This is a genomic window from Cytobacillus sp. BC1816 (assembly GCF_051353635.1).
GTDB classification, from domain to species: Bacteria; Bacillota; Bacilli; order Bacillales; family Cytobacillaceae; genus Cytobacillus; species Cytobacillus oceanisediminis_C.
In genome coordinates, this window is sequence record NZ_CP195611.1 from 450,236 (window position 1) to 475,000 (window position 24,765).

27 protein-coding genes and 1 pseudogene (1 of these 28 running past the window's edge) are annotated in these 24,765 nt (G+C 42.0%); 20 read left to right on the forward strand and 8 right to left on the reverse strand.

What is annotated here, in order from left to right:
* Window positions 1–36 precede the first annotated feature (36 nt).
* The gene (locus ACR42H_RS02325) at window positions 37–1,248 is read right to left on the reverse strand and encodes an MFS transporter (protein ID WP_436374604.1); all 1,212 of its coding nucleotides are present in this window, start codon (window positions 1,246–1,248) and stop codon (window positions 37–39) included.
* Window positions 1,249–1,389: 141 nt separating this feature from the next.
* Between ACR42H_RS02325 and ACR42H_RS02330 the strand changes: the two genes are divergently transcribed.
* Both ACR42H_RS02330 and ACR42H_RS02335 read left to right on the forward strand, forming a co-directional pair.
* Window positions 1,390–1,725 (forward strand): antibiotic biosynthesis monooxygenase family protein, encoded by a 336-nt coding sequence (locus tag ACR42H_RS02330; RefSeq protein ID WP_436374605.1) that lies wholly within the window; start codon window positions 1,390–1,392, stop codon window positions 1,723–1,725.
* Between the two features lie 166 nt (window positions 1,726–1,891).
* Window positions 1,892–2,032, forward strand: coding sequence for a hypothetical protein (locus tag ACR42H_RS02335; RefSeq protein WP_436374606.1), 141 nt, complete (start codon window positions 1,892–1,894; stop codon window positions 2,030–2,032).
* Between the two features lie 115 nt (window positions 2,033–2,147).
* Here the strand turns inward: ACR42H_RS02335 and ACR42H_RS02340 are convergent, their stop codons facing one another.
* Both ACR42H_RS02340 and ACR42H_RS02345 read right to left on the reverse strand, forming a co-directional pair.
* Window positions 2,148–2,366, reverse strand: a complete 219-nt coding sequence (locus tag ACR42H_RS02340) for a hypothetical protein (RefSeq protein ID WP_009335878.1) — start codon at window positions 2,364–2,366, stop codon at window positions 2,148–2,150.
* Between the two features lie 177 nt (window positions 2,367–2,543).
* Window positions 2,544–4,277, reverse strand: a complete 1,734-nt coding sequence (locus ACR42H_RS02345) for an ABC transporter ATP-binding protein (protein ID WP_436374607.1) — start codon at window positions 4,275–4,277, stop codon at window positions 2,544–2,546.
* Between the two features lie 256 nt (window positions 4,278–4,533).
* On the opposite strand from ACR42H_RS02345, the gene ACR42H_RS02350 reads away from it, so the two are divergent.
* The 12 genes and pseudogenes from ACR42H_RS02350 (at window position 4,534) to ACR42H_RS02405 (ending at window position 14,813) form a co-directional block, all read left to right on the forward strand.
* Entirely contained in the window at window positions 4,534–5,316 is a 783-nt protein-coding gene (locus ACR42H_RS02350) for an IclR family transcriptional regulator (protein ID WP_436374608.1), read from the forward strand.
* A 24-nt stretch (window positions 5,317–5,340) separates the two neighbouring features.
* Complete coding sequence (gene gucD / locus ACR42H_RS02355) at window positions 5,341–6,807, forward strand: alpha-ketoglutaric semialdehyde dehydrogenase GucD (protein WP_436374609.1); 1,467 nt, start codon at window positions 5,341–5,343, stop codon at window positions 6,805–6,807.
* A 76-nt stretch (window positions 6,808–6,883) separates the two neighbouring features.
* On the forward strand, window positions 6,884–7,804 hold the full coding sequence (locus ACR42H_RS02360) for a dihydrodipicolinate synthase family protein (RefSeq protein ID WP_436374610.1): 921 nt from the start codon (window positions 6,884–6,886) through the stop codon (window positions 7,802–7,804).
* A complete protein-coding gene (locus tag ACR42H_RS02365) occupies window positions 7,791–8,741 on the forward strand; it encodes a U32 family peptidase (RefSeq protein ID WP_436374611.1) in 951 nt (316 codons plus the stop codon). Before ACR42H_RS02360 ends, ACR42H_RS02365 begins: the two co-directional genes overlap by 14 nt.
* A gap of 20 nt (window positions 8,742–8,761) precedes the next feature.
* Window positions 8,762–9,712 (forward strand): fumarylacetoacetate hydrolase family protein, encoded by a 951-nt coding sequence (locus tag ACR42H_RS02370; protein ID WP_436374612.1) that lies wholly within the window; start codon window positions 8,762–8,764, stop codon window positions 9,710–9,712.
* 170 nt (window positions 9,713–9,882) lie between these two features.
* Entirely contained in the window at window positions 9,883–11,013 is a 1,131-nt protein-coding gene (locus tag ACR42H_RS02375; protein WP_436374613.1) for a 2-keto-3-deoxygluconate permease, read from the forward strand.
* Window positions 11,014–11,063: 50 nt separating this feature from the next.
* The gene (locus ACR42H_RS02380) at window positions 11,064–12,188 is read left to right on the forward strand and encodes a UxaA family hydrolase (RefSeq protein ID WP_436374614.1); all 1,125 of its coding nucleotides are present in this window, start codon (window positions 11,064–11,066) and stop codon (window positions 12,186–12,188) included.
* 19 nt (window positions 12,189–12,207) lie between these two features.
* Window positions 12,208–12,525 (forward strand): UxaA family hydrolase, encoded by a 318-nt coding sequence (locus ACR42H_RS02385; RefSeq protein WP_436374615.1) that lies wholly within the window; start codon window positions 12,208–12,210, stop codon window positions 12,523–12,525.
* A complete protein-coding gene (locus ACR42H_RS02390) occupies window positions 12,522–13,679 on the forward strand; it encodes a UxaA family hydrolase (RefSeq protein WP_436374616.1) in 1,158 nt (385 codons plus the stop codon). The genes ACR42H_RS02385 and ACR42H_RS02390 overlap by 4 nt, the downstream gene beginning before the upstream one ends.
* A gap of 168 nt (window positions 13,680–13,847) precedes the next feature.
* The gene (locus ACR42H_RS02395; RefSeq protein WP_181782398.1) at window positions 13,848–14,465 is read left to right on the forward strand and encodes a DUF3298 and DUF4163 domain-containing protein; all 618 of its coding nucleotides are present in this window, start codon (window positions 13,848–13,850) and stop codon (window positions 14,463–14,465) included.
* A 15-nt stretch (window positions 14,466–14,480) separates the two neighbouring features.
* Window positions 14,481–14,639, forward strand: a pseudogene (locus ACR42H_RS02400) (6-phospho-alpha-glucosidase); the annotation flags it as partial.
* A 21-nt stretch (window positions 14,640–14,660) separates the two neighbouring features.
* On the forward strand, window positions 14,661–14,813 hold the full coding sequence (locus tag ACR42H_RS02405; protein ID WP_436374617.1) for a hypothetical protein: 153 nt from the start codon (window positions 14,661–14,663) through the stop codon (window positions 14,811–14,813).
* 91 nt (window positions 14,814–14,904) lie between these two features.
* On the opposite strand, the gene ahpF is transcribed toward ACR42H_RS02405, so the two are convergent.
* Both ahpF and ahpC read right to left on the reverse strand, forming a co-directional pair.
* Window positions 14,905–16,434 (reverse strand): alkyl hydroperoxide reductase subunit F, encoded by a 1,530-nt coding sequence (gene ahpF, locus ACR42H_RS02410; protein WP_436374618.1) that lies wholly within the window; start codon window positions 16,432–16,434, stop codon window positions 14,905–14,907.
* Between the two features lie 14 nt (window positions 16,435–16,448).
* Window positions 16,449–17,012: an alkyl hydroperoxide reductase subunit C gene (gene ahpC / locus ACR42H_RS02415; RefSeq protein ID WP_009335870.1), complete on the reverse strand. Its 564-nt coding sequence runs from the start codon at window positions 17,010–17,012 to the stop codon at window positions 16,449–16,451.
* Window positions 17,013–17,648: 636 nt separating this feature from the next.
* On the opposite strand from ahpC, the gene ACR42H_RS02420 reads away from it, so the two are divergent.
* The 4 genes from ACR42H_RS02420 to ACR42H_RS02435 all read left to right on the forward strand — a co-directional run bounded on the left by ACR42H_RS02420 (window position 17,649) and on the right by ACR42H_RS02435 (window position 20,884).
* Window positions 17,649–17,978 (forward strand): PadR family transcriptional regulator, encoded by a 330-nt coding sequence (locus tag ACR42H_RS02420; RefSeq protein ID WP_113884856.1) that lies wholly within the window; start codon window positions 17,649–17,651, stop codon window positions 17,976–17,978.
* Between the two features lie 3 nt (window positions 17,979–17,981).
* Window positions 17,982–18,755, forward strand: coding sequence for a hypothetical protein (locus tag ACR42H_RS02425; protein WP_436374619.1), 774 nt, complete (start codon window positions 17,982–17,984; stop codon window positions 18,753–18,755).
* A gap of 1 nt (window position 18,756) precedes the next feature.
* On the forward strand, window positions 18,757–19,098 hold the full coding sequence (locus ACR42H_RS02430; protein WP_113884854.1) for a zinc ribbon domain-containing protein YjdM: 342 nt from the start codon (window positions 18,757–18,759) through the stop codon (window positions 19,096–19,098).
* Between the two features lie 154 nt (window positions 19,099–19,252).
* Window positions 19,253–20,884 (forward strand): ATP-binding protein, encoded by a 1,632-nt coding sequence (locus tag ACR42H_RS02435; protein WP_436374620.1) that lies wholly within the window; start codon window positions 19,253–19,255, stop codon window positions 20,882–20,884.
* A gap of 46 nt (window positions 20,885–20,930) precedes the next feature.
* Here ACR42H_RS02435 and ACR42H_RS02440 read toward each other — a convergent pair whose 3' ends face one another.
* Together ACR42H_RS02440 and ACR42H_RS02445 are read right to left on the reverse strand one after the other, a co-directional pair.
* Window positions 20,931–21,764 carry an aldo/keto reductase gene (locus tag ACR42H_RS02440; protein ID WP_113884852.1) on the reverse strand — a complete coding sequence of 278 codons (834 nt, stop codon included), beginning with the start codon at window positions 21,762–21,764 and terminating at the stop codon, window positions 20,931–20,933.
* 12 nt (window positions 21,765–21,776) lie between these two features.
* Window positions 21,777–22,985: an MFS transporter gene (locus ACR42H_RS02445; protein ID WP_113884851.1), complete on the reverse strand. Its 1,209-nt coding sequence runs from the start codon at window positions 22,983–22,985 to the stop codon at window positions 21,777–21,779.
* Between the two features lie 289 nt (window positions 22,986–23,274).
* Here ACR42H_RS02445 and ACR42H_RS02450 point away from each other — a divergent pair, with 289 nt between their 5' ends.
* On the forward strand, window positions 23,275–23,604 hold the full coding sequence (locus ACR42H_RS02450) for a winged helix-turn-helix transcriptional regulator (protein WP_113884850.1): 330 nt from the start codon (window positions 23,275–23,277) through the stop codon (window positions 23,602–23,604).
* Between the two features lie 53 nt (window positions 23,605–23,657).
* On the opposite strand, the gene ACR42H_RS02455 is transcribed toward ACR42H_RS02450, so the two are convergent.
* Window positions 23,658–23,984, reverse strand: a complete 327-nt coding sequence (locus tag ACR42H_RS02455) for a hypothetical protein (RefSeq protein WP_113884849.1) — start codon at window positions 23,982–23,984, stop codon at window positions 23,658–23,660.
* Window positions 23,985–24,112: 128 nt separating this feature from the next.
* Here ACR42H_RS02455 and ACR42H_RS02460 point away from each other — a divergent pair, with 128 nt between their 5' ends.
* Window positions 24,113–24,765, forward strand: the 5' portion of a protein-coding gene (locus ACR42H_RS02460; protein WP_436374621.1) for an alpha/beta hydrolase. It continues 286 nt past the right edge of the window; 653 of the gene's 939 nt are visible here — the first part of the coding sequence; the start codon lies at window positions 24,113–24,115; the stop codon falls past the right edge of the window.

Genomic DNA, 24,765 nt, shown 5'->3' on the forward strand with positions numbered 1-24,765 from the left:
CGAAAAACCGGCCCACACGATGTGGACCGGTTTTTTTTACGTACTGATCTTTTCTTTTACCTGAATTTCTGTCCTAATTTGCCTGAATTTAGCAAAGAATGCTGCCGTCATGATCAGCGACAGTATTCCAAAGATCACGACCATTAACTGAAGGCCGACTGCATCCAGCAGGAATCCAGTCAGAAGCAGGACAATCTGAAAAGTTACACGGTCAAGCATGTTTCGGAAGGAGAAGAATCTTCCGTGAAATTCCTTGGGCACTCTTGTTTGGAAAATGGTGGCGGCAGTCGGGAAGAAACAGCCGACCGCAAATCCAAAAATAAAGAAAGCCAAGATGGATAGAACAGGCACATCTGCAAAGTACAGAAGCAGCTGTGATAGTCCGATGATGAAGGAGAAGAAAAACAGGATCGCATAAGGCGAACGTTTTTGGCTGAGTTGTTTGACAATGAATGCGCCAAGCATGAAGCCGAGTCCTTCTGCCGTATAGATTAAGCCTTTAATGGATGAGCTGTCTTGAAGCTCACTGATATTAATGACCATTAAGTTAAATCCGCCAAGGAACAGAAGCGGAACCAAGGTAAGGATCAATGTCATAAACACAATGGGCAGACCTTGAATAATTGGGAATACTTCCTTGAATCCTCCGCCGCCCGCTGATTTTCTTCCTGTGCTTTCCTTTGAGAAGGATTCTTCAAAATCCATAAAAAAGGTGATTATAAAGAGAATCAGATAGGCGACAAGCGAAGCGATGTAAAGCATTGATAATGGCAAGATAACTAACAAAACGCCAGCTAAAGCAGTACCTAATATTCTGGAAAGAGTGGACACATTCATATGGACTCCATTCAGCTGCAGCAGGTCCTTATCTTCCACAACCAGCGGGATGGCAGCCTGCAGAGCTGGAAAATAGAAGGCTGCTGAGATTTGCAGGAATACCAGAAAAATAACCATCCACCAGACTGACCCGATTTGTATGGCAATTAACATAAAAACAACGCTCAATGCCCGGGCGAAGCCAGAAGCCAGCATGACCGTTTTCTTGCTGATTTGGTCAGTTATTCTTCCTGCCCAGGGTCCCACAGCAATCCCTGCCAGCAATCCGCCAGCCAAAATAAGCGACTTTAGAAAATCTGAGGGAACCTTTTCCTGCATAAATTCTAGATTCCCTATTATACCGAGCCACAAGCCCAGCCCTGCTATAAACTCCCCGGTTAATAAAATCCATACATTTTTATTTTTCCACATACTTAGGCCCCGTTTTCTGATTAATTCGATAATCTAAAGATACTATAAACCAAGGAAATAATGAATCTATTTTTTAAGATAGTTGAAAATGAAAATCGTTATCAATTATAATAACAGAAAAGAAGCAGGGGAGGAACAGATATGTTTATTCAATTAAAAACAATTATGGTGAAAGAAGGCCATTCAAATAAGTTAATCGAGCGCTTTGCAGGGGAAGGAATAATCGAAGAGAAGCCCGGATTTATTGATTTGAATGTTTTAAAGAAGAAACAGCGCAGCGGGGACGAAGAAGTTGCCGTCATGATTCGCTGGGAATCGGAAGAAGCCTGGAAGGCGTGGGAAACAAGTGATGTACATATTGCTGGGCACAAAGCAAACCGCGGCAAGCCGAAGCCGGAATATATTATTGATAGCCGTCAGGATGTCTATCATTCATTGGGCCAGAAGCAATACCGTGAGCCAGCTGAAATTAAATAAAGTGCGATGCCCATTCATAAAGGGATTTTTGAATGGGCATTTTTTTTATGTGTTTGCTATCTATTAAGCTTTCAGTCCCGTGCCTTTCCGGGTGCAGCAGGGAGGGCATAGGTTTCATTATTTGAAGGAGCGGTAGATTACAGGATGTTCTTAAGAGACTTCGAATTTGATGGAAATGGATGCTTCTCTGGAATGGTTTGGACCAAATGTGAAAGACATACTGACAAAGGACAGCAATGAAATTATGAGAGTTTTTGAGTCTGAGAAAGCCTTATACCAGACAGAAAAAAGTCAATCAAACGTTTGATTGATTTAGGTTGCAGTATGATTTCCCCTTAAATGAAAAGACACAGGGATAGTATCCTGCATCTCGTAAATTACATGGAAGAGAACAATCAAAAAAAGCTTTAAGGATGTCTTAATCACCTTAAGGCTTTTTCGATTGCTTCTGCTGCTGATTCTATGTGGCGGAAATTTTTCTTTATATTTGTTTCTGTGTAGGTAATTTCAAAAGAATGATTGTTTTTCAAGTAACATACAGATAAAACCTGCTGTTTGTCATTTGAAAAGGTCTGAGTGATTTCAGAGTCACAATAATATTTCAATGTTTCAAGCATGTTAAGTGTGTGATCTATTGACATAGTCTTTAGCCTCCTTTTGGATTGGCATGACTAACTGAGATCTTAATTCCATTATAAGGAATCCACCATCATGTTTATATGGATAATTTGTCACATTTTATCATAAGATTCGGTTTTAAAGGGGCTGGAATCAAGATCAGCAGTAAAATGGCCAGTCTTTGATAGACTGGCCACTTCTTATGCAAGCTGCTGCTCGGCAAATTCACGATATAGATCATGTGATTGTGTCAATTCGGAATGTGTGCCAATGCCTGTGACCTGTCCTTTTTCAATGAAAACAATTTGGTCTGCGTCAACAATTGTGGAAAGGCGGTGGGCGATGACGAAAGTTGTCCGGCCTTCCATTAGGCGGGTAAGGGCCTGCTGGACGATGCCTTCAGATTGGCTGTCAAGGCTGGCGGTAGCTTCGTCCATCATCAATATTTTAGGGTCGCGCAGGAAAGCCCGCGCTATAGCAATACGCTGCCGTTGTCCTCCGGAAAGCTTCACCCCCCGCTCACCAACTTCTGTGTCAAGCCCCTTCGGAAAATCAGCGATGAATTGGTCAGCGTATGCCATTTTCGCAACTTCCCATAATTTCTCATCTGCAATGCTTTTGGAATTTTCCAGCCCATAGCATAAATTCTCACGGATCGTACCTGCCATCATGGCACTTTCCTGTGAAACATAGCCAATTTGGCTGCGCCAGGATTTAAGGGATATCTGCCGGATGGGTGTATCGCCAATTTTAATTTCACCATTAGTTGGCTCGTAAAATCGTTCAAGCAAACCAAACAGAGTGGTTTTTCCGCTTCCGCTTGGACCTGCCAGTGCAATCATCTGACCTGGCTGGGCTTCCAGTGAGATATTTTCCAGAACACTCTCTTCTGCGCTATAGGAGAATGAGACGTTATCGATTAAAATCGGTTTGCTGCTGATATCCAATTCGATGCCGTCTTGCCCATCTTCTAATGGCTCCTCCAAAATTTCTATGATCCGCTCTGTGGCGCCTTTTGCTTTTTGCAGCTGAGTAAAAAACATCGCAAATGAGGTGATTGGCATAATAATCTGGAATAAGTACAGCAAAAAGGCTACAAGAGAACCCGTTGACATCGTTCCGCTGGCCACACGCATGCCTCCATAGGCGATGATCATGACAATAACAACCATCATAATCAGGTACATAGTCGGGCCAATCATTGCAAAAATGCGGGCTTCCCGCAAACCGAAGCCAAGCAGTTTGTCGATGCCATCCAATCCTTTTTCTTCTTCATTTTGTTCTGCGGTAGAAGACTTCATTAAGCGGATTTCACCAAGTGTTTGGGTAATGTTTCCGGTAAAGATGGCAGTTTCATCTTGAAGTCCCCGAGATATTTTTGCCATCTTTCGGCCGAGTGGAATCATGATTGCCAGTGTAATAGGAACAGAAGTGAGCATGAGCAGTGTCATTTTCCAGTCCATCACAAGCAGGATAATAATTGCACCGATAATACTGATAATCCCGGTAATAAATTGTGGAAAGTGATTGGTAATCAGCTCCCTGACAATGCTAGTATCATTAACTACGCGGCTGACTGTCCGGCCGCTGGATTGCTTATCAAAATAACTGACCGGCAGCCTTATGAGCTTCATCCACATCCGGTCCCGAAGCCGTGCCACCACTTTTTGGCCTACATAGCTGAGCAGGTAGATGGAGATTCCGCTGATGATGGCCTGGACGATAAAGGCTGCCCCAATTCCGATTATGAGCGGAACGCTTAAAGATTCAACAGAAAAACCGTCCACCAGATTTTTGGTCAGCAGCGGTACGAGAAGGCCAGTTAAGGTGGTTAAAATGCTGGCTGTTAAACCAATGATGAGGGCAGTCTTTGGAATTTTTGTTGATAGTATGAGTGAAATGAATGGTTTAAGGCTGGTTTGGTGTTTTTCCATGTTTTGAGGCTCCTGTTACAATTATTAAAAATCAATGGCGAAAAATACTGACTAATATTTATAAGTGAATTTTCCATTATCGCCCTAAAGTTTATTATGTATTCTTTCAGAGCAAAAGGAAAATTTAACGAACTTTCTCCAGAAAGAAAAAGTATATAAATTGTTTGAAAATTTAAATTAGTATGCTAAACTAGGTTTAGGTTTAAAATTTGAAACCTGGTTTATTATAATAAACCATTTAGAGGTGAAGATATTCATGAAAGAAAAATATTGGGTTCCAGCGTTAGAAAAGGCAAATAACATTTTAGCTCTCATTGGCGAGCGTCCCAATCAATTGCGCCTGATCGACATATCCAAACAGCTGGGTATTAATAAGAGCTCTTTATTCTCCTTGTTAAATACATTAGATACCCTGCGTTGGATTGTGAAGGAGGAAGGCGATACATATTCACTTGGACCTGCATTGGGTGCGCTAAGTGCCGCGTACTTTAAGCAGTTCAATATATTGCAGTCCTTTTATAAGGAAGCTAGCGTGTCTGTTTCAAAAATAAATGAGCATATCCAGCTGGGAATGTTAGAGAAAGGAAACGTTGTTTATTTAGGAAAAATGGAAGGGGATTCAAGAGTCCGGCTTGTAACAGATCCCGGCATGCGTTTCCCGGCATATGCCTCTGCGATCGGTAAAATTCAGCTGACTCAATATGACAAAAATGAGCTAGAGGAGATATTTCCAAACAGCAAATTTGAGAAGAAGACACCTTTTACAATCTCCAATATCGACGATCTCTATGAAAACGTCAATGCAGCAAAGAAGAATGGTTATGCAATCGAGAACCAGGAAGCCTCGTTAGGGTTTCATTGTGTGGCTGCGCCGGTCTATAACTACGAAAACAATATTATTGCAGGAGTCAGTTTTACAATGATGACGAATAGCTGGGAGCAGAAAAAGGATGCAGCGAAGGATGAAATATTAAACCTCGCAAACCGGTTATCCCAATATGCCGGTTATACGGGCAAGCAGAAACAGATTATTGAATAAATCTTAAAAAGGAGCGGAGAAAGGATGCAAATTGAAATCAAAGAGAAAGTCTATCAAAATTTTATTAATAAAGAATGGGTAGAGTCAGGAACGAAGGAATCGATCAAAAGTTTTAATCCGGCAAATAAAGATGAGGTAGTAGGGATCGTACAGAATTCCTCCCGTGAAGATCTCGAGCATGCAGTTCAGGCAGCACATAATGCGAAAAAAGCGTGGCGAAGGCTTGGCCAGGCAGCACGAGGGCAGTTCTTATACAAAGCAGCTAACATATTGGAAGCAAACTTGAATGATATAGCAGAAACATTGACAAGAGAAATGGGTAAAACGCTTCCTGAAGCCAAAGGGGAGACTGCCAGAGGGATTGCAATCCTTCGTTATTATGCAGGAGAAGGGATGAGAAAGGAAGGAGATGTCATTCCATCAACAGATAAAGATGCTCTCATGTTCACTAAAAGGGCGCCATTGGGTGTGACAGGCATTATTACTCCTTGGAATTTTCCTGTAGCCATTCCTATTTGGAAAATAGCCCCTGCTTTAGTTTACGGAAACACAGTTGTGTTCAAACCTGCTTCCGAAGCGGCTGTAACTGCGGCGAAGGTAGTGGAGTGTTTTGCTAGAGCCGGGCTTCCGGCAGGAGTTCTTAATTTTATTACTGGGTCAGGCTCTGTTATTGGTCAGGCTCTTATTGATCATAAACTGCTAAATGCTATTTCCTTTACAGGGTCTGAATCCGTAGGGGAAGGGGTTGCTAAATCAGCAGCGGCCCGCGGAATCAAATTCCAGCTGGAAATGGGGGGGAAGAACCCAGTTATTGTTGCAAAAGATGCTGATTTAGATGCAGCTGTTGAAGCGGTAATCAGCGGCGGATTTCGTTCTACTGGTCAGAAATGTACAGCTTCCAGCCGTGTAATTGTTGAATCGGATGTATACGATGACTTTAAAGAAAAGTTAGTTGCAGAAACAAAAAAGATAACCGTAGGCGATGGCTTGCAGGAGGGAATCTGGATGGGACCTTGTGCAAGCGAAAGTCAGTTTAATACAGTAAAGAAATATATTGAGCTGGCAAAGAGTGAGGGTGCTTCACTAGTATACGGAGGAGAAGCTTTGACCAGAGGAGAGCTTAAAAAAGGATATTTTATTTCTCCGGCTATTTTTGAAGATGTAAAGTCTGAGATGACAATCGCACAGGAAGAAATCTTTGGTCCAGTTATTGCTCTTATAAAAGCAATTAATTTAGAAGAAGCAATCGCAATTGCCAATGATACAAAGTATGGCTTAAGTGCATCCATCTTTACTTCCAATATTAGCTCATTCCTTGAATTTATTGATGAGATTGAAGCAGGCCTTGTCCGCATCAATGCTGAAAGTGCTGGAGTAGAGCTTCAGGCCCCGTTTGGAGGGATGAAAGCATCGAGTACAGGATCCCGTGAACAGGGAGAAGCAGCAAAGGAGTTCTTTACTGCTATTAAAACCGTATTTATAAAAGGATAATGCGGGTAAAGCCAGGGGGGGTTTTGTCCCTGCTTTGCCATCTCAAATGACAAGGGTTGATTGGAGGGAAGAGTGAATGCGGTTTCATGGAATCATACCACCGGTTGTTACATTATTCGATGAAGAAGGAAACCTGGATTTGGACTTAAACAAAAGATATCTCGATGAGTTAATTAACGAGGGTGTGCATGGCATTTTATTAATGGGCAGCACAGGTGAATTTACCTCGTTAACCATGGAGGAGCGGAAATTATATGTAAAAGAAATGACTAAGTATATAAATCAGCGGGTTCCTGTTTTGGTGGGAATAGGCCATACGGCGTTATGCGAAGTGCTTAATTTGTGCACTTTTGCTGAGGAACAGGGAGCCGATGCAGTACTTGCAGTCAACCCGTACTATTGGCCGCTTTCAGAAGAACAGCTATATGGTTTTTATGGAGCTATTGCTGAAAATACATCCCTGCCAGTCATTTTATATAATATCCCTTCTCTTAGCGGACAATCGCTTTCGGCAGACCTTGTAAAAAAATTATCGATAGATTACCAGAATATATGCGGGATTAAGGAAACTATAAGTGACTTCGGGCACATTCGCCAGATGATCAAGGAAGTAACAAAGGTCCGAAGCGACTTTATGGTTTTTACCGCATTTGATGAGCATTTATTGCCGGGCCAAATGATTGGAACGGCAGGGAGCATAAATGGAACAGCCAGCTTTGCTCCTGAAATTTCAGTCAATTTATATGAAGAATACCGGAATGGCAATCTGGCAAAGGCAGTACAGCAGCACCGAAAATTATCACATTTAATGGATATTTACACGCTCTGCCCATCATTTTTTATTGCAGTGAAAGAAGCGGTGCACCAAAGGTGGTTTCATGTTAATGCAGGCAACCGCCCTCCGTTTGATGTATATCCTAAGGAACTGTCAGATAAGGTAGCAGCACTCATACAAACTATTGAAATGAAAGTAGGGTCAAATAATGAAAGAATCTAGAGAATTACTTGAAAAACTAGGTTATCCATCTACAGACTTATCGGAACTGCCTTGTTCTAACAAAACATTTCCAGATGGTGCACAGTACAGAATTGAACTGCCGAGTGTCGAAGGCCCGGCTGCCTTAAAAGAAACGTTAAAAGAAATTGATCGTTATGGCCTGACCGTTCACCGCATATCCCAAGGTAGCGGAATCATGCTGCAAACAGATGAAGAAATTCTGGAAATGTGCAGCCTGACTGCAGAAAGAGGAATAGAGCTCAGCTTATTTGTCGGACCGAGGGGAACCTGGGATATCAGTTCAGGTCCATTAACTAGTGGCGGCAAGGCTCAAGCTTTGCGCCATGAAGGAGCGGACCAGCTTGTCTATGCAATGGAAGACTTAAAAAGGGGTGCCCGATTAGGACTAAGAGGTGCATTGGTAGCGGATGAGGGCCTGCTGTTAATGACAAAAGAAATGAAAAAAGCAGGGCAGCTTCCTGAGAATTTTGTCGTGAAAGTATCAGTGCAAATGGGCTCAGCTAACCCGGTTTCCATTAAACTTATGCAAGACCTGGGGGCAGGAACCTATAACGTTCCTACAGCACTGACCCTGCCAAAACTAGCCTCAATCCGCCAGGCAATTGATATTCCAATTGATTTATATGTTGAGGTTCCAGACAACTTTGGCGGTTTTCTCCGATACTATGAAATTCCGGAAATTATCCGTGTGTTAGCACCCGTGTACATTAAATTTGGTCTTCGTAATCACCCGGATGTGTATCCTTCCGGTAAGCAGTGGGAAGCTACAAATATTTCTCTTGTACAAGAACGGGTACGCCGGGCGGCTATCGGTGTTCAGATGATTGAACGCTATTATCCTGAAGCCAAAACTTCAAAACTAGGCGCTGAAGGACTGGGAATTGCAAAGATTATCACTGCAGCTGCAGCAAATTAAAAGAAGGAGTGAAGGTTTAAATGAAACTTGCCGCTTTTCGAATCAACTCAGAGACACGTACTGGTGTTTTAAAAGAAAACCATATAATAGATTTAAATGCCTTAGAAACCAAGATTGATAGTTCCTCAGGATTGAAAATTCCGAGGGATTTAAAGCAGATTATTGAACAAAGCGATAGCATTCTTCCTTCTATCCAGGCACTGCTTGAGCAAAATGAACTGGGACTGGATGACAGGGATGTATCATTGCCCCTTTCAGATGTGGAAATACTTGCTCCTATTACACAGCCCGAAAAAATCATTTGTGTCGGTTTAAACTACCTTGACCATTGCATAGAAACAGGATTGGAACCGCCAGTATCACCAGTTATTTTTTCAAAATATGCAAATGCCATCATCGGGGAAGGGGATGCCATCGAACTTCCTGTCAACTCCAGCCAGGTGGACTTTGAAGCGGAATTGGCAATCGTTATTGGGAAGGAAGCAAAATGTGTTTCTGAAGAAGAGGCAGAGGATTACATCTTTGGCTATACCATTATGAATGATGTGAGTGCCAGGGATCTTCAATTTGCTGATGGCCAATGGTCGCGGGGGAAATCGGCAGATACATTTGCACCGATAGGACCTGTTGTTGTAACAAAAGATGAAGCAGGAGATCCTCATAATCTGGATATCTCTTTACGTTTGAATAATGAGATTATGCAAGACTCCAATACTAAAAATCTGATCTTTAAAATTCCTTATATTGTCTCTTTTCTCTCTCAATCGATGACCTTAAAGCCAGGGGATTTAATTGCAACAGGTACACCACCAGGCGTAGGAATGGGGAGAGATCCGAAAGTGTGGCTAAAAGATGGGGATCAGATATCCATTACAATAGAGAACATCGGAACTTTATCTAACATAATAGAAAAACATAACTCTTTTGACAAACAGAACAACTACGAAAATCCACAGCCAGCCTCTAAGTAATTCTTTCACCTTTGTTTGCAGAATTCATTTAGCAATCATATTTAAAAAGGTTCACTTCAAACTTCATGAAACATAACACACTCAACTTTAGAATCACTATTTTAAAACATATTGTAAACGGTTTCAAATATTGAAATCACATTTTTAATATGAATAAGGAGAGTGTTAAGATGCAAATCAAGAAGAAAATTGACAAAGTTCCAGGCGGGCTGATGGTTGTGCCATTATTATTAGGAGCCTTATTAAATACAATTGATCAGCTCCATCTTCCTTTTATTATGGATTTGCTCAAAGGTTTAGGAGTAGCACCTACTCCGGACGGAAACTATGAATTTTTGAAAATAGGGGGCTTCACGCAGGCATTGTTTAAAGATGGTGCGTTAACCCTATGTGCTTTATTCCTGTTCTGTGCAGGAAGCCAGATGAATCTCCGGGTAGGAGGAAAAGCTTTAAAAAAGGGTGTTCTCTTAACAACATCGAAGTATTTGGCTGGTTTTTTCATCGGAATGCTTTGGGGGGTAATGTCAGATCCGGTGAATGGGTTCCTTGGTTTATCAACCATGGCGATCATCGCGGCGATGACAAATGGCAATGGCGGGATGTTTGCAGCGTTGACCGGGCAGTATGGGAATCGTTCGGATGTAGGAGCGACAGCCGTTCTCTCTCTGAACGATGGACCGTTTTTCACATTAATGGCTTTAGGATTAATGGGAGCTAACTTCCCGCTTATTGCCTTTATTGCAGTTCTGCTGCCAATTTTAATTGGAATGATTTTAGGGAACCTCGACCAGGAGATCCGAAATTTCCTGGCAGCCGGTGAAACACTTGTTATTCCTTTCTTTGCCTTCGCATTAGGTGCGGGCATGAATCTGGCAAGCTTCTTTAACCCGGAAGTTGTAGGAGCTGGAATTGTCCTGGCGTTAATGACAGTAATCATTTCAGGGGGAGTAATGGCACTTACATTCAAGCTTTTCCGGGAGAAAAGCTATATCGCTCCATGGGCTGAGGCTTCCACTGCCGGCAATGCAGTAGCAACGCCAGCTGCCATTGCGGCTGCTGCATCGGTTGCAGCTGGATCTGGTTTAATGACAGCAGCCGAGGCTCAGGTATATCAGAATTTAGTGGCTGTTGCTTCTGCTCAAATTTCAATTGCGACTATTAGTACGGCATTGCTTGTTCCAATCGCTGTAATTCTAGCAGATAAGTATCAAAAGAAAAAAGGCATTGATGGAAAAGTGGAATCATTTGAAGGGAACCAAAAAGCAAAACAAGATCCAGCAATTGAAGATGCTGCTGTTTAAAATTTTTGTAATTTTTATTTAATTATTGTAAGTGGAAGGGGAGTTTGGAGTTGGAATATTCTTTTGAAGGTTTTATCAGAGAAGATGGAACTGTAGGAATTAGAAATCACATTGGCATTATTTGTTCGGTTGTTTGTTCCAGTGTCGTAGCCAAAGAAATCTCGGTTAAGGTTCCCGGTACGGTTCCGTTCGTTCATGGCAATGGCTGTGCGCAGCTTGGAGATGATTTTAAAGTAACTAAGAATATGCTCGTTGGCATCTCCTCAAATCCGAATTTGCACTCAGCCCTTCTTGTCGGATTGGGCTGTGAAACAAATCAAATCAGCGGGCTGCTTGAAAGCATACCGGAAACGAAGCCTGTAAAAGGTATAGGAATTCAGCAGATGGCAGGAGGAGAAAACACAATTAAAAAAGGTGTGGAAATAGCTGAGCAATGGGCAAGAGAAGCTGCAGGCCAAGAGCGTCAGCGTATGCCGCTATCCTCACTGACTGTGGGAATTTTAACAGATGACCTTGATGAAGACTCTTTATTTAAGGTTGCGCCAGTAATAGGAGAAGCTGTTGACAGATTGGTCCATAATGGGGCCAATGTCATCATGGGCCTCTCTAAAACTTTAGAGCCATCAGGGGGACTTCTGTCAGAACGGTCCGCAAGCGAAGAAGTGAAAAATAGACTGAGGATAATGGGTGAAGGGCTACAGCGGAAACGCTGGAAAGAGATAAGCACTGAATCCCCTGCTAATCAGGGATATTCTAAAAAGGAAAGGTCAAAAGCAGTCCTGGAAGCAGAGATGACAGGCACCAGCCCGATTAAGAGTTTGCTTGGATATAGTGAAATCCCTGCCGAAAGTGGCTTGCATCTGATCACTGTTCCGGGAAATATTGTTGAGGCTTTGTCAAATATGGCATCAAGCGGATGCCATATAGTCATGATTGTCAGCAGCAGGGGTGTACTTACCGGTTCAGCCGCTTTGCCATGTATGACGATAACACCTAAAAATCAAGATGATTATTTTGACGAGCTCGTTGATTATAGGGTCAGCGAAAGAGAGGTTTCCGATCATGCAGACGCTCTTATAGCTGAGCTTCTGGAAATCTGCTCGGGAAAACAAACAAGCTTGGAAAAAATGGAGTTAGGGGAATTCTCTATTCCTCATATAGGAACAACGTTTTAATACCAGGAATGGAGGTAGCATGATGAGCCAAAAATACAATGCGATCAAGCTGGACAGAAAAGACAATGTAGCAGTTGCACTCAGAAGCATAAAGCCGGGCGAATTCCTGGCAGTACAGGGCGAAAATGAAGCAATCGAAATCAAAGAGAATATCCCGTATGGTCATAAGATTGCCGCCATAAATATCCCTAAAGACAGCAAGATCATTAAATATGGGGAATGCATGGGAATCTCAACGGAAGAAATTAATCCGGGTTACCATGTTCACGTTTCCAATGTCCGCGGATTAAAAGAAGAGGAACGATTGAGTGCTCTTATGGAGGTGCATCAGCGATGAAAACATTTGAAGGATATCGCCGGCCAAACGGGAGTATCGGCGTAAGAAATCATGTAATCGTTATTAATACGGTTGGCGAATTGGCTGGTCTTACGAAGAGAATGGCCCAGCTTGTGCCGGGAGTCATACCAGTGGCGCATCAAGCGGGTAAAGCCCAATATCCCGAGGATTTAGAACAGACGATCCGAACTCTTAGAGGGACAGCTGGCCATCCAAATGTGAGCGCAGCACTTTTTTTAGGGATGGGTAAGGGTGATCCTGCTGAAGAAATTGTTTCAGCGCTGAAGAATGATGGCCACTATGTACATGCGATTACTTTTCAGAAGGGCCAGTCAATATCGGATGTCCTTAAGGAAGGCAAACTTTGGCTTGAAATGGCATTGGGAAGAAGCAGGAATGAACAAAAAGAAACAGCTGATATAACAGAATTAACGATTGGCCTCGAATGCGGCGGATCTGATGCCTGGTCCGGAATCACTGCAAACCCTGCAATCGGGGTTTGCTCGGATGCGGTTGTTAGAGATGGAGGCACTAGTATTTTAGCGGAAACTACAGAAGCAATTGGAGCGGAGCATATATTAGCCAATCGCGCTATAAATTCAGGAGTCGGAGAGAAATTCCTTAAAATCGTAAAGGACTATGAAATGAGAATCAGGGATACAGGAGAAGATATCAGATCCGCAAATCCTACCCCAGGAAATATGGCAGGCGGCTTAACAACTCTTGAAGAAAAATCATTGGGGTGTATTAAAAAAGGCGGAAATTCTCCTTTAATGGAAGTAGTAGCATATGCTCAAAGGCCCGCCCAAAAGGGTTTTATCTTTATGGATACACCTGGCTATGATGTGGAATCGGTAGCAGGGCTTGCTGCAGGAGGAGCGCAAATTGTGCTATTCTCCACAGGAAAAGGCTCTCCAACAGGTTCGCCGATCGTGCCGGTGATGAAAATTGGAACAAATCCAAAACTGTACGATATCATGTCTGAACATATCGATGTGAATGCAGGGAAAATCATTGATGGTTTGAATACTATTGAAGAAATCGGAGAAGAAATCTATCAAAAGGTAATGGAAGCAGCAAATGGAATACACACAGCAGCAGAAAAACATAAAAACCAGGAATTTGCGATTTGGAGATTGGCGGAAACGATTTAGTAACCGCAAATAAAAGTAAAAGATTTATTTTTAAATAGCCAGTTTTTGCTGCAGAATTATTATTGCAGCAAGAGCTGGCTTTTGTGTGTTTTTTTGGGGGAGAAGATTTGAGACCATTTGCCTCAATTTGAATAGGATGTGTTAAAAACCCAAAAAGGATGGATAGCCGTGGCAATCAACTTTCCGGTAGGCATCAAAACGATGACAATCAGGACCGGGCCCACCAAAGTCGTTTATTATCCCCGTGTGACAGGAATGCAAAATAAGCAGCTGCAGCATGTTATCAACAGTACCATTGTCCGAGAAAACCAGCAGCTCATTAACGAGCAGACAGGCAATATGGATACAACCGTGGTTGATTTGTATGGATACTATGAGATTAAAAGTAATCAGCGAGACGTCCTGAGCTTGTCTTTATCCAATTACGTGTATCATTATCATGCGGCACATGGTATGACAGTTATAAAATCTCTGACGTTTGATCTGCAAAAGGGGAAGCAGGTTTCCTTAAAGGATTTATTTAAGCCGGGCAGTAATTATGTAAAACGCCTGTCTGAGCTGATCTCAGTTCAAATTAAACAGCGTGACATTCCGCTGCTTGTAGACTTTAAAGGCATTAGGCCTGACCAGGACTTTTATATAGCAGACAAAGCTCTGATCATCTATTTCCAGCTCTATGAAATAACGCCTTATGCTTATGGATTCCCGATGTTTCCGATATCCGTTTATGCACTGCAGGATATTATTGATGAAAATGGGCCGCTGGGGAGGATGGCGGTGAATTAAAGTCAAAAGGAAAGGGAAGGTTCTTATGAAAAAGCATTACAAGCATTACAGCTTAACAAGACAATTCCATCTGCCATTGTTGCTAAAAAGATTTTAGATAATCTAATTGAAGCCAACAAGGAGTATAGGCTGACACTTGAGAAGAAATATAAAGAAGGCTCATTGGTACACTGATAGAATGGAAGGGCTCAGGCTATGTCTGTGCTCTTTTTCTATTTCGATCAAACGTTTGATTGGAAGCTGTCGCCTTTCAAATTGCCGATTGTACCAGGGCACTTAACAAAAAAGACTGAACCTAATCCCATTCGGACAGCAGAAGCAGGGATTAAGTCTGAGCTTCCAACTTAGAGTAGAATACATTGGCCGACTTTGAAGAAATGGGATAGCCCAATAGAAAAACCGCTCCTGCCAAAGGCAGTAAGCGGTTTTAGATTAAAAATTAATTACGGATCAGATAGTCAAACGCACCTAGAGCTGCCGTCGCACCAGATCCCATTGAGATAATGATTTGCTTGTAGGCACTGTCTGTACAGTCTCCTGCAGCAAATACACCAGGGATGTTTGTGGCACCGTGCTTGTCCACAACGATTTCGCCGAAGCGAGTACGCTCGATCTGGTCGCCTAACCAATCTGTGTTAGGAACCAGGCCGATTTGGACGAATACACCCTGCAGTTCAACATGGTGTAGTTTTTCTGTCTCACGATCCATGTATGAAATACCATTTACTTTATCAGTTCCGGTAATTTCAGTTGTCTGAGCATTTGTGACAACCGTTACGTTTGGAAGGCTGTTCAGACGTTCCTGCAGAACGGCATCTGCTTTCAATTCAGGATTGAATTCGATAACCGTTACATGATTAACAATCCCTGCAAGGTCAATGGCTGCTTCAATACCGGAGTTGCCTCCGCCGATAACAGCTACGTCTTTGCCTTCAAATAATGGGCCATCACAGTGAGGGCAGTAAGCAACCCCTTTGTTTTTGAACTCTGCTTCACCTGGCACGTTGACATTTCTCCAGCGTGCACCAGTTGAAAGGATGACTGATTTACTTTTCAGAACAGCGCCGTTTTCAAGTTCAATTTCAACAAGGTCCTTCTTTTCAAGTCTCTTTGCACGCTGCAGATTCATGACATCGATGCCATAATCTTTCACGTGTTCTTCAAGGCTTGCAACAAGCTTAGGGCCTTCTGTATGCTTCACACTGATAAAGTTTTCGATGCCTAAAGTATCCATTACCTGGCCGCCAAAGCGTTCAGCAACGATGCCGGTGCGGATGCCTTTGCGTGCAGCATAGATTGCCGCGCTTGATCCCGCAGGGCCGCCTCCAATGACAAGCACATCATAAGGATCCTTATCTGCAAACTCTGATGCGTCAGGGCCTGTTCCCATTTTCGCCAGAATTTCTTCAAGGGACATACGGCCGCTGCCGAATGATTCGCCATTTAGAAGAACTGTCGGCACTGCCATAATTTCTTTAGCATCTACTTCTTCTTTGTAAGCAGCACCATCGATCATTGTGTGTGAAATATTAGGGTTAAGAACACTCATGACGTTAAGAGCCTGTACTACATCAGGGCAGTTGTGGCAGCTTAAGCTGACATAAGTTTCAAAACGATATTCGCCCTCAATTTTCTTCACCTGGTCGATGACTTTCTGATCAACCTTAGGTGCCCTTCCGCTAACTTGAAGCAGAGCAAGCACTAAGGAAGTAAATTCATGTCCAAGAGGAATGCCGGCAAAGGTAATGCCAGTATCTTCACCTGGACGATTTACACTAAAGCTTGGCGTCCTTTGTAATTCAGTGCGCTCAACTTTAATGTGGGAGGACATATTGGCTAGCTCATCTACCAAAGCCAGCATGTCGCTGGATACTTTATCTGATCCAGCGCTGACTTTTAGAAGGATGTCGCCCTCCATCATCTGAAGATATTGAGCTAATTGTGCTTTTATATCTGCATCAAGTAACATGATTATCGTGCTCCTTAGATTTTACCTACTAGATCAAGGCTTGGCTTAAGTGTTTCAGATCCTTCTTTCCACTTAGCCGGGCAAACTTCACCTGGGTTGTTGCGTACATATTGAGCTGCTTTAAGCTTGCTTACAACCTGGCTTGCGTCACGGCCAATTCCGCCAGCGTTGATTTCAACAGTTTGGATGATGCCATCTGGATCGATGATGAATGTTCCGCGTTCTGCCAGTCCATCTTCTTCGTTCAGAACTTCGAAGTTGCGGGAAATTCTCTGGTTAGGGTCACCAATCATAACGTATTCAATCTTGTTGATTGTTTCAGAGTTATCGTGCCATGCTTTATGAGTGAAGTGAGTATCAGTTGATACAGAATAAACTTCTGCTCCCATATCTTTTAAAGTTGCATATTCATTTTGAAGGTCTTCTAGCTCAGTAGGGCATACGAATGTGAAGTCTGCTGGGTAGAAGCATACTACGCTCCATTTTCCTTTGAAGTTTTCTTCAGTAACATCGATGAAATCACCGTTATGGTAAGCTTTTGCTGCGAATGGTAGTACTTCTGAACCGATTAATGCCATGATAAAATTCCTCCTTAAGTGATTGAGTGATATGATTATTAATTAAATAGCGAACTATTTAATAATAATTCTAATTCGGTAATAATTATCATATACGATATATTTTTTGTCAAGGGAAAAGCTGTGAAATTTTGATCCTTTTCGGTTGAAGGGCGGAAACTTTAATGACAGGATAAGACACCAAAGTTTAATTACGCTTTTCTTAGGGTCAAATCAGTAAGGAATGGAACTTTCAAAACAGGCTTGAGCTCCTTGCTAACAGTATAACTCTTCCTTGTTTTAATTACCCTTTTTTTGCCTGTATCAATCTCAACTAATATGAGATTTAAGTTTATAATTGAGAATGTGTTTAAGCATATGTCTTAGATAAAGCCGTTGGATAAAACGGCGGCCAATGATCAGGCACTGGTCCACATTAACTTATTATTCCCTCTTTGGGTAAAAACAATCGATATGGCAGTAAAAAGAGTTCAATCAAACGTTTGATTAAATAATGTAAAAAAATTACCTGGTTTTTACAAAAATGCCTTGCAATACAATATAGTGATAGGTATAGTAAGTATATATCTTGTATTGCAAGGTATTTAACTGCAGGTAATTATCTTGTAATACAAGATAGTGGAGGGAGTAAGGTCAATGTCAGAAACCACGCAAATGCTAAAAGGAATTCTGGACGGTTGTTTATTAGCCATAATTAAAGAAGGGGAGATATATGGGTATGAATTGGCGGCGAAATTGGAGTCATATGGATTTCGCTCATTGAGCGAAGGCACCATTTATCCGCTGCTTCTGCGTATGCAAAAAGAAGGGCTGATCAGTGCCACTTTGCGAAAGTCAACAGCTGGACCTAAACGAAAATATTACACATTAACTGAAAAAGGCGAGCGGGAGCTGAAGCTGTTTATAGGGCGCTGGGAACAGGTAAGTTCATCTGTTGATAATGTATTGAATAAAAGGGGGATATGAAGAATGGTCTCAAAGGAGTCTGAACAGTTTTTGACAGAGCTTCGTTTTTACCTGATGTCAAAAGGGAAAAATGATGATGAAATAAATGAAATAACAGAAGAGCTTGAAGTGCATTTAATGGAAGCTGAAGCCGATGGGAAGGATGTGTCTTATATTATCGGGGATAGCCCAAAGCAATATATGAAAAGCATCGGAGAATCAATGAGTACCGATTATCGTCAGATGGCGGGGCTGGTGCCGCTGATGATCCTTTTGCTTGGAGCTTATGTCAGCATAGGTCCTGCAATTGAAGGGAACTTTTCTTTATCCAATGGAACACTTTGGATCGCTATCACCGCAGGAGTAATTGCAGTCGGAGGTTATGGTGTTCTGATTTTCAGAGTGCTTCCTAAATTTCTTCATTCCAAGTGGAGTGCAGTTCTTCTTTTAGGAGCTGGCGTTGCTGTAACAGGCTTAATGGTTATGTTGTTGCTTTGGAATCAGAAACAGGGTTTTGAACCGGTTTTTACAGCAACACCATTTCAGAATAATGTAATTGTGGCAGTTTGTGCGGTTATATTTATTGTTTCTGCTATTTATACAAAAACATGGTTTACGGTTATAATTCCTCTGTTTATATCTGTGGGACCAATTGCCAATCGGTTTATTCCACAGGATGTGAATGAAGATCCAACATATATCTTATATACTGTTATAGCATTCGTTATTATAGCGGCAGTCATGATATTCGTATTCATGGCTAAACGGAAAAAAATGCTTAACAATGGAGGAAAATGAAATGTCTAGCTTGCCAAATTGCCCGAAATGCAGTTCAGAGTATACGTACGAGGACGGGCTGCTCTTTGTATGTCCTGTGTGTGCATATGAGTGGACAGCTGAATCTGAAACCAACAGTCTTGAAGACGAAAAGGTGATTAAGGATTCTAATGGAAATGTACTAACTGATGGAGATACAGTATCAGTCATTAAAGATCTTAAAGTGAAAGGCACTTCTTCTGTTATTAAGATTGGAACCAAGGTGAAAAATATTCGCCTCGTCGGTGGGGACCATGATATTGACTGTAAGATCGATGGCTTTGGCGCCATGAAGCTGAAGTCGGAGTTTGTGAAGAAAGTGTAACGAAAAAGGGCCTATCCTTCCAGGGATGGGCCCTTTTTAAATCAGTTCTGGCATATCCTTTAGAGGGCCCTAAAATAGTAGTGGAAAGGTCACCACCTCTGGTTTATGATAAAGAAAGAATATTAAGAATTTCTCAATATAGGTGGGAGCCTCCTTGATACTATTAGACTACATTGTTAATCTCTCCATTTTTTCATTATTGGTCAGTGTGCCTTTAATTCTCCGCTCGTTTATCAGTCATAAACCGCTTAAGGACCTGCATCTTTTGGGCGGCCTGTATGCAGGAATTATTTCTGCCATTCTTGTGGGTTTATCTTTTAACGAGCAGGGTTATTCCTATGATATTCGTTACGCCATTCTGATTTTGGTATTTTCCTATTTGGGGCCAGGAGCAGGGTTTATTACCGGAATAATTGCCCTTGTATCAAGGCTGGTAATCAGTGAGAATTGGCTGCCAGCCATAATAGGATTATCGCTTATTTTGATTGCTTTTACAGTCGTACATAGATATAGCCGCCACCTTAAGGCGGTTAGAAAAACGGCCATATTATATGGTGTATATTGTGTCATTTATATTATAACGGTACCGATCATTTTTAACGTTTTTAGGGACAGCCCTATTTTTCATCTGCAATATATTCTGTTTGTGGGGCTTGGTGTCATTGTTGGGAGTTTGCTGATTGAATCCTATGAACGATTGATACGAATCATCACAGAAAAAAAACGGATGGAAAAGACGCTGGAAGAAAGTGAGTCTAAATACCGGCTGATCGCTGAAAATACATCAGACTTAATTGCGGTGATGGACAGGGATCGCAGTTTGAGTTATTTATCTCCGTCTCATGAGTTTGTATTAGGATGTGAAGCAGCGGAACTGCAAAATATGGAAGTGGATTTTGTTATTCATCCAGATGAAGCGGAAAATTTTCAGGCAGGCATGCAAAGGATATTCGAAAATAATGAGCGAATGGCAATGGAGTTTCGCCTAAAACACAGAGAAGGCCATTGGATTGAATTTGAGTCACGGTGTATGCCGGTTGAGGGCGAAAATGGTGTAATCGAGCATGTTGTCATGATCAGCAGGGATATTTCTGAGCGGAAAAAAGCAGAGGAATTTCTTTTGCAGTCTGAGAAACTATCGATTGTCGGGGAGCTCGCAGCCGGGGTTGCTCATGAAATCAGAAACCCGCTTACAACCATCAAAGGGTTCCTGCAGCTTTATAAGAGCGGCAATAGCCAAATAAATGGATTGCTGCTTAGTGAATTGGCGCGAATTGAAAATATTACCACTGAAATGCTTACGCTTGGAAAACCGCAGGCCATTCAAATGGACACGGCTAAGTTAACGGAAATTATAGAGAATACAGTCGAGTTATTATCCCCGCAGGCAAATATGAACGGTATCCAGTTCAAGCTGAATTTTGCAGATGGTGATTTTTTGATATCATGTGAAAAAAATCAAATCAAGCAGGTTTTTTTGAATATCATAAAAAACGCCATGGAGGCTATGGAAAAAGGAGGGGATATTGAGATTTCCCTCAAGGATAATAATGAAGGGGAATGCATTGTCTCCTTTCAGGATCAGGGGTGCGGAATACCTGACGAATTTCTGCCGAGACTTGGAGAACCTTTTTATACATTAAAAGAAAAAGGGACTGGTCTGGGACTTATGATTTGCCATAAGATCATTAAGCAGCATCATGGCAGTATCGTATATCAAAGCAAGATTGGTGAAGGTACTTTAATAGAGATCACATTGCCGCTTTTAAGGCAGACAATTCGTTAAACAAATAAAAGGGGATGAGGAGCTTGCAGCTCCTCGTCTCTTTTATTTAAAAATCAAAGTTGTCAGGATCTGGTCCAACGCGTAAATGTTCATCTAAGGAATCAATCAATTCCATGTCCTGCTGAGATAGTTCAAAATCAAATAAATCTGCATTTTCTTTGATGCGATGAGGTTTTGTTGACTTAGGGATGACAATAATACTGTTTTGCAGGTGCCACCTTAGGACAATTTGTGCAATGGATTTTCCATGTTTTTCAGCCAGTTTCTTCAGGATCTCATTTTCAAATAATCCGCCCTGCATTAGTGGAGCCCACGCTTCAATGTGCATATCATATTTGGCTGCAAAGGCGCGGAGATCAGTTTGGGCCAATTTAGGATGCAATTCAATTTGATTAATCATTGGTTTGATCTCAGCTGTTTTCAATAGACTTTCTAAATGGCGGATTTGAAAGTTGCTGACGCCGATGGTTTTGATTTTACCTTCTTTATATAAGTCTTCCAGTGCTCTCCAGGTTTCTGTGTATTTTCCCTCCACAGGCCAATGGATCAAATAAAGGTCAAGATATTCAAGTCCCATTTTCTCCAATGAGGTGTTAAACGCCTTGAGTGCTGCTTCATAGCCCTGGTCGGAATTCCAGACTTTTGAAGTGATAAAGAGTTCTTCTCTATTAATGCCAGACTGGCGGATGGCTTCTCCCACCCATTCCTCGTTGCCGTAGATGGAAGCTGTATCGATGCTTCTATATCCAATTTCAATTGCTGATTTAACAGCGGTTATTAGCTCTTCTTCCTTTTCCACTTTAAATACGCCAAGTCCAACCTTGGGCATTTTAACTCCATTTGCAAGTACTGCAGTACTAGATAAAGATAGATTATTCATATAAGACACTCCTTAATTAGTTTGTTTGCTTTGTTTCTCAAGTTTTTTTAGCCATCCCGTCAGAAATACGGCCCCAAGCACCATTACTCCGCCAATCCACGGTGTGTGAATTAAGCCGATAGAGTTGACGATCAGTCCGCCAACAAATGAGCCGATAGCAATTCCGATGTTAAAAGCCGCGATATTTAATGCTGAAGCAACATTGACAGCAGAAGGGACATATTTCTCAGCCAGGTTCACCACCAGAATTTGAAGGCCCGGCACATTCATGAAAGCAAATAAGCCCATTAGGAAAATAGCAGCAAGACCAAGAATTTTAAAAGGTGCTGCAAAGGTAAGCACGCCAAGAATAATGGCTTGCAGAGTGAACATCCAAAACAATGCATTTAATGGATCCTTGTCAGAAGCCTTTCCGCCAAGGACATTGCCTATTGCCACGGCCACTCCGTAAGCAAGCAGAATGATGCTGACCCATTTTGGACTAAATCCTGTTACATCTTCGAGAAGCGGAGTCAGGTAGGTAAAAGCAACGAACGTTCCGCCATATCCCAATGCGGTTATGCTAAAGGCTAAAAGCAGTTTTCCGCTGCTTAGAATTTTCAGCTGTTCACTGAACTTAGAAGCTGGTGCTTGTTTAAGGTTTTTGGGAACAAGAATGGCGCTGGCGATAATTCCAATTACTCCAAGCAGCGCTACTCCCGAGAATGTGGCTCTCCAGCCAAATGTCTGCCCGATAAACGTTCCGAGAGGTACACCTGTTACGGTTGCGACAGTCAAACCAGTGAACATAAAGGCTATTGCGCTGGCGCGTTTGTTCTCAGGAACTAAATCAGCGGCAATGGTCGAGCCGATTGAGAAAAAGATGCCGTGTGAAAAAGCTGTAATGAATCGTGCAGCCAGCAAAAGTGAAAAAGAGGTGGACAGGGCTGCAACGGAATTTCCGATGATAAACAAAATCATTAATGACATGAGCAGAGACTTTCTGTTCATTTTACTGGTCAAAGCAGTTAGTACAGGTGCGCCAATGGCAACTCCCATGGCATAGCCGGAAATCAATAAACCGGCCAATGTAATGGAAATTCCTAAATCACCTGAAATGGTCGACAGCAGCCCAACAGGCACAAACTCTGTGGTGCCAATTCCGAATGCGCTGATTGCGAGTGCAAGCAGGGCAGGAGTGCCGCCTTTTTCTTTTTGTGCATTTATAGCAATAGAACTCATTGGCAATGAATCCTCCTTATATTTAAAGTATGGGGTGGAGCAAAGACATCATAGCCAGGCGCCTTGGTCATTCAGTCTTAATGAAAGATATTATGGAGCATTCCAAACATGGTGAATAGTACGTACTTTAAAGTAATGCAGGCACTAGAAAGTAACTTATGGTCAATTTCACCATTTTGTTTTATGCTTCCTTATGCTATTATGGATGGCATAATTCAAAATGAACAGTACGTACTTTAAAGTAATGTAGGTACTTTTTTGTGCCTATCAAACAGAGGGGGGAAGGAATTTGGCTTACAATATTCCGGTGGAAGCTACATTAGATGTGATTGGCGGTAAGTGGAAAGTTGTAATCATGTGTCATTTAATTAAAGGTGAAAAGCGAACTAGCGAGCTTAAGCGGCTAATGCCTGGGATTACACAAAAAATGCTGACTCAGCAGCTGCGCGAGCTTGAAGCGGATGGCGTTGTAAACCGTGCTGTTTTTGATCAAGTTCCTCCTAAGGTTGTCTATTCATTAACAGATTACGGATGGTCACTCCGCCCAATTCTGGATGCAATGTGCAATTGGGGGGAAGGACATATTGAATTAACAGGCGGAGAGCTTTTAGAACAATAAAAAAACAAAGACTCGTATGCTTAAGGCAAACGAGTCTTTTTTATTTGACAGAGCTATTTAGTCTTTATCTGTTCTCGAATACTCTCAAGCTCCTCAAGCGATAATGAGCCAAGTGATTTCTTTATTTCTTCCTCGATTTGTTTCTTGTTATTTTCCCTATATCGATCCCACCATTCCCGAAGGCCTTCCGTATTTGCAAGCAAATACTCGATATCGATTTCTTCCACCTCATCATCCGATAGGTAATTCAAAACTGCAGCTAACATCCGATTCAGCCTGCTGACTTCATTTTCACTTTTTTCATTTGTACTTGGTGCTTTTTCTGAAATATCATTTTTGCTCGCATCATCCCTGCCTTCTGCGGCTGCTTTCTTAGGCATAAAACCCCTTCTTTCTATTGCAAATAAGATTTGCAATTAGTATTGCCTTAAAAAATTTAATAAAAAACTGAACGATATTTATTAGTAAACGTCTTATACGTAAAGTCGCTGCAAAGGGGTGCTGAATAATGAAAGAACGTGAGATTGATTTTAATACAGATGTAAATCTAAAGGGAACAGTAAGCTTTCCGAAAGAGTCAGAAGGAAAGCTTCCTCTTGTTGTTATATTTCATGGCTCAGGTCCAGTTGACAGGGATGGCAATGCGAAGGTTATGCAGATGAATGCTTATAAGATGCTTGCTGAGTTTTTTTCCTCCATTGGGGTGGCGGTTCTCAGATATGATAAGCGGGGAGCAGGAATGAGCGGCGGTAATTTTTATGAAACAGGAATGTGGGATTTAGTTAATGATGGGATAGCCGCTGTGAAGGAGGCGCAAGAGCTGCCGGAAATCAATCCTGAAAGAATTTTTCTGCTGGGTCATAGCGAAGGGTGCTCTTTAATTCCTCCTATTAATAGGCAGGCAGATGCTGCGGGTATCATCCTGCTTGCCGGTCACGCGGATAATGTAAGAAAGGCCTCTGAATTACAAGCCAGATTGCTGGAAGAGGAAGTTAAAGAGATGAAGGGGGTTAATGGTGTTCTTCTTCGTTTTTTAAAAGTCCATAAAACTGCTGCTTCCAAACAAAGAAAGGTGTTTGATGAGGTGATGGAATCGGAAGAGCCGGTGATGAAAAAAGGATTTACAAAGATTAATGCCAAGTGGGCACGAGAGCATTTTCA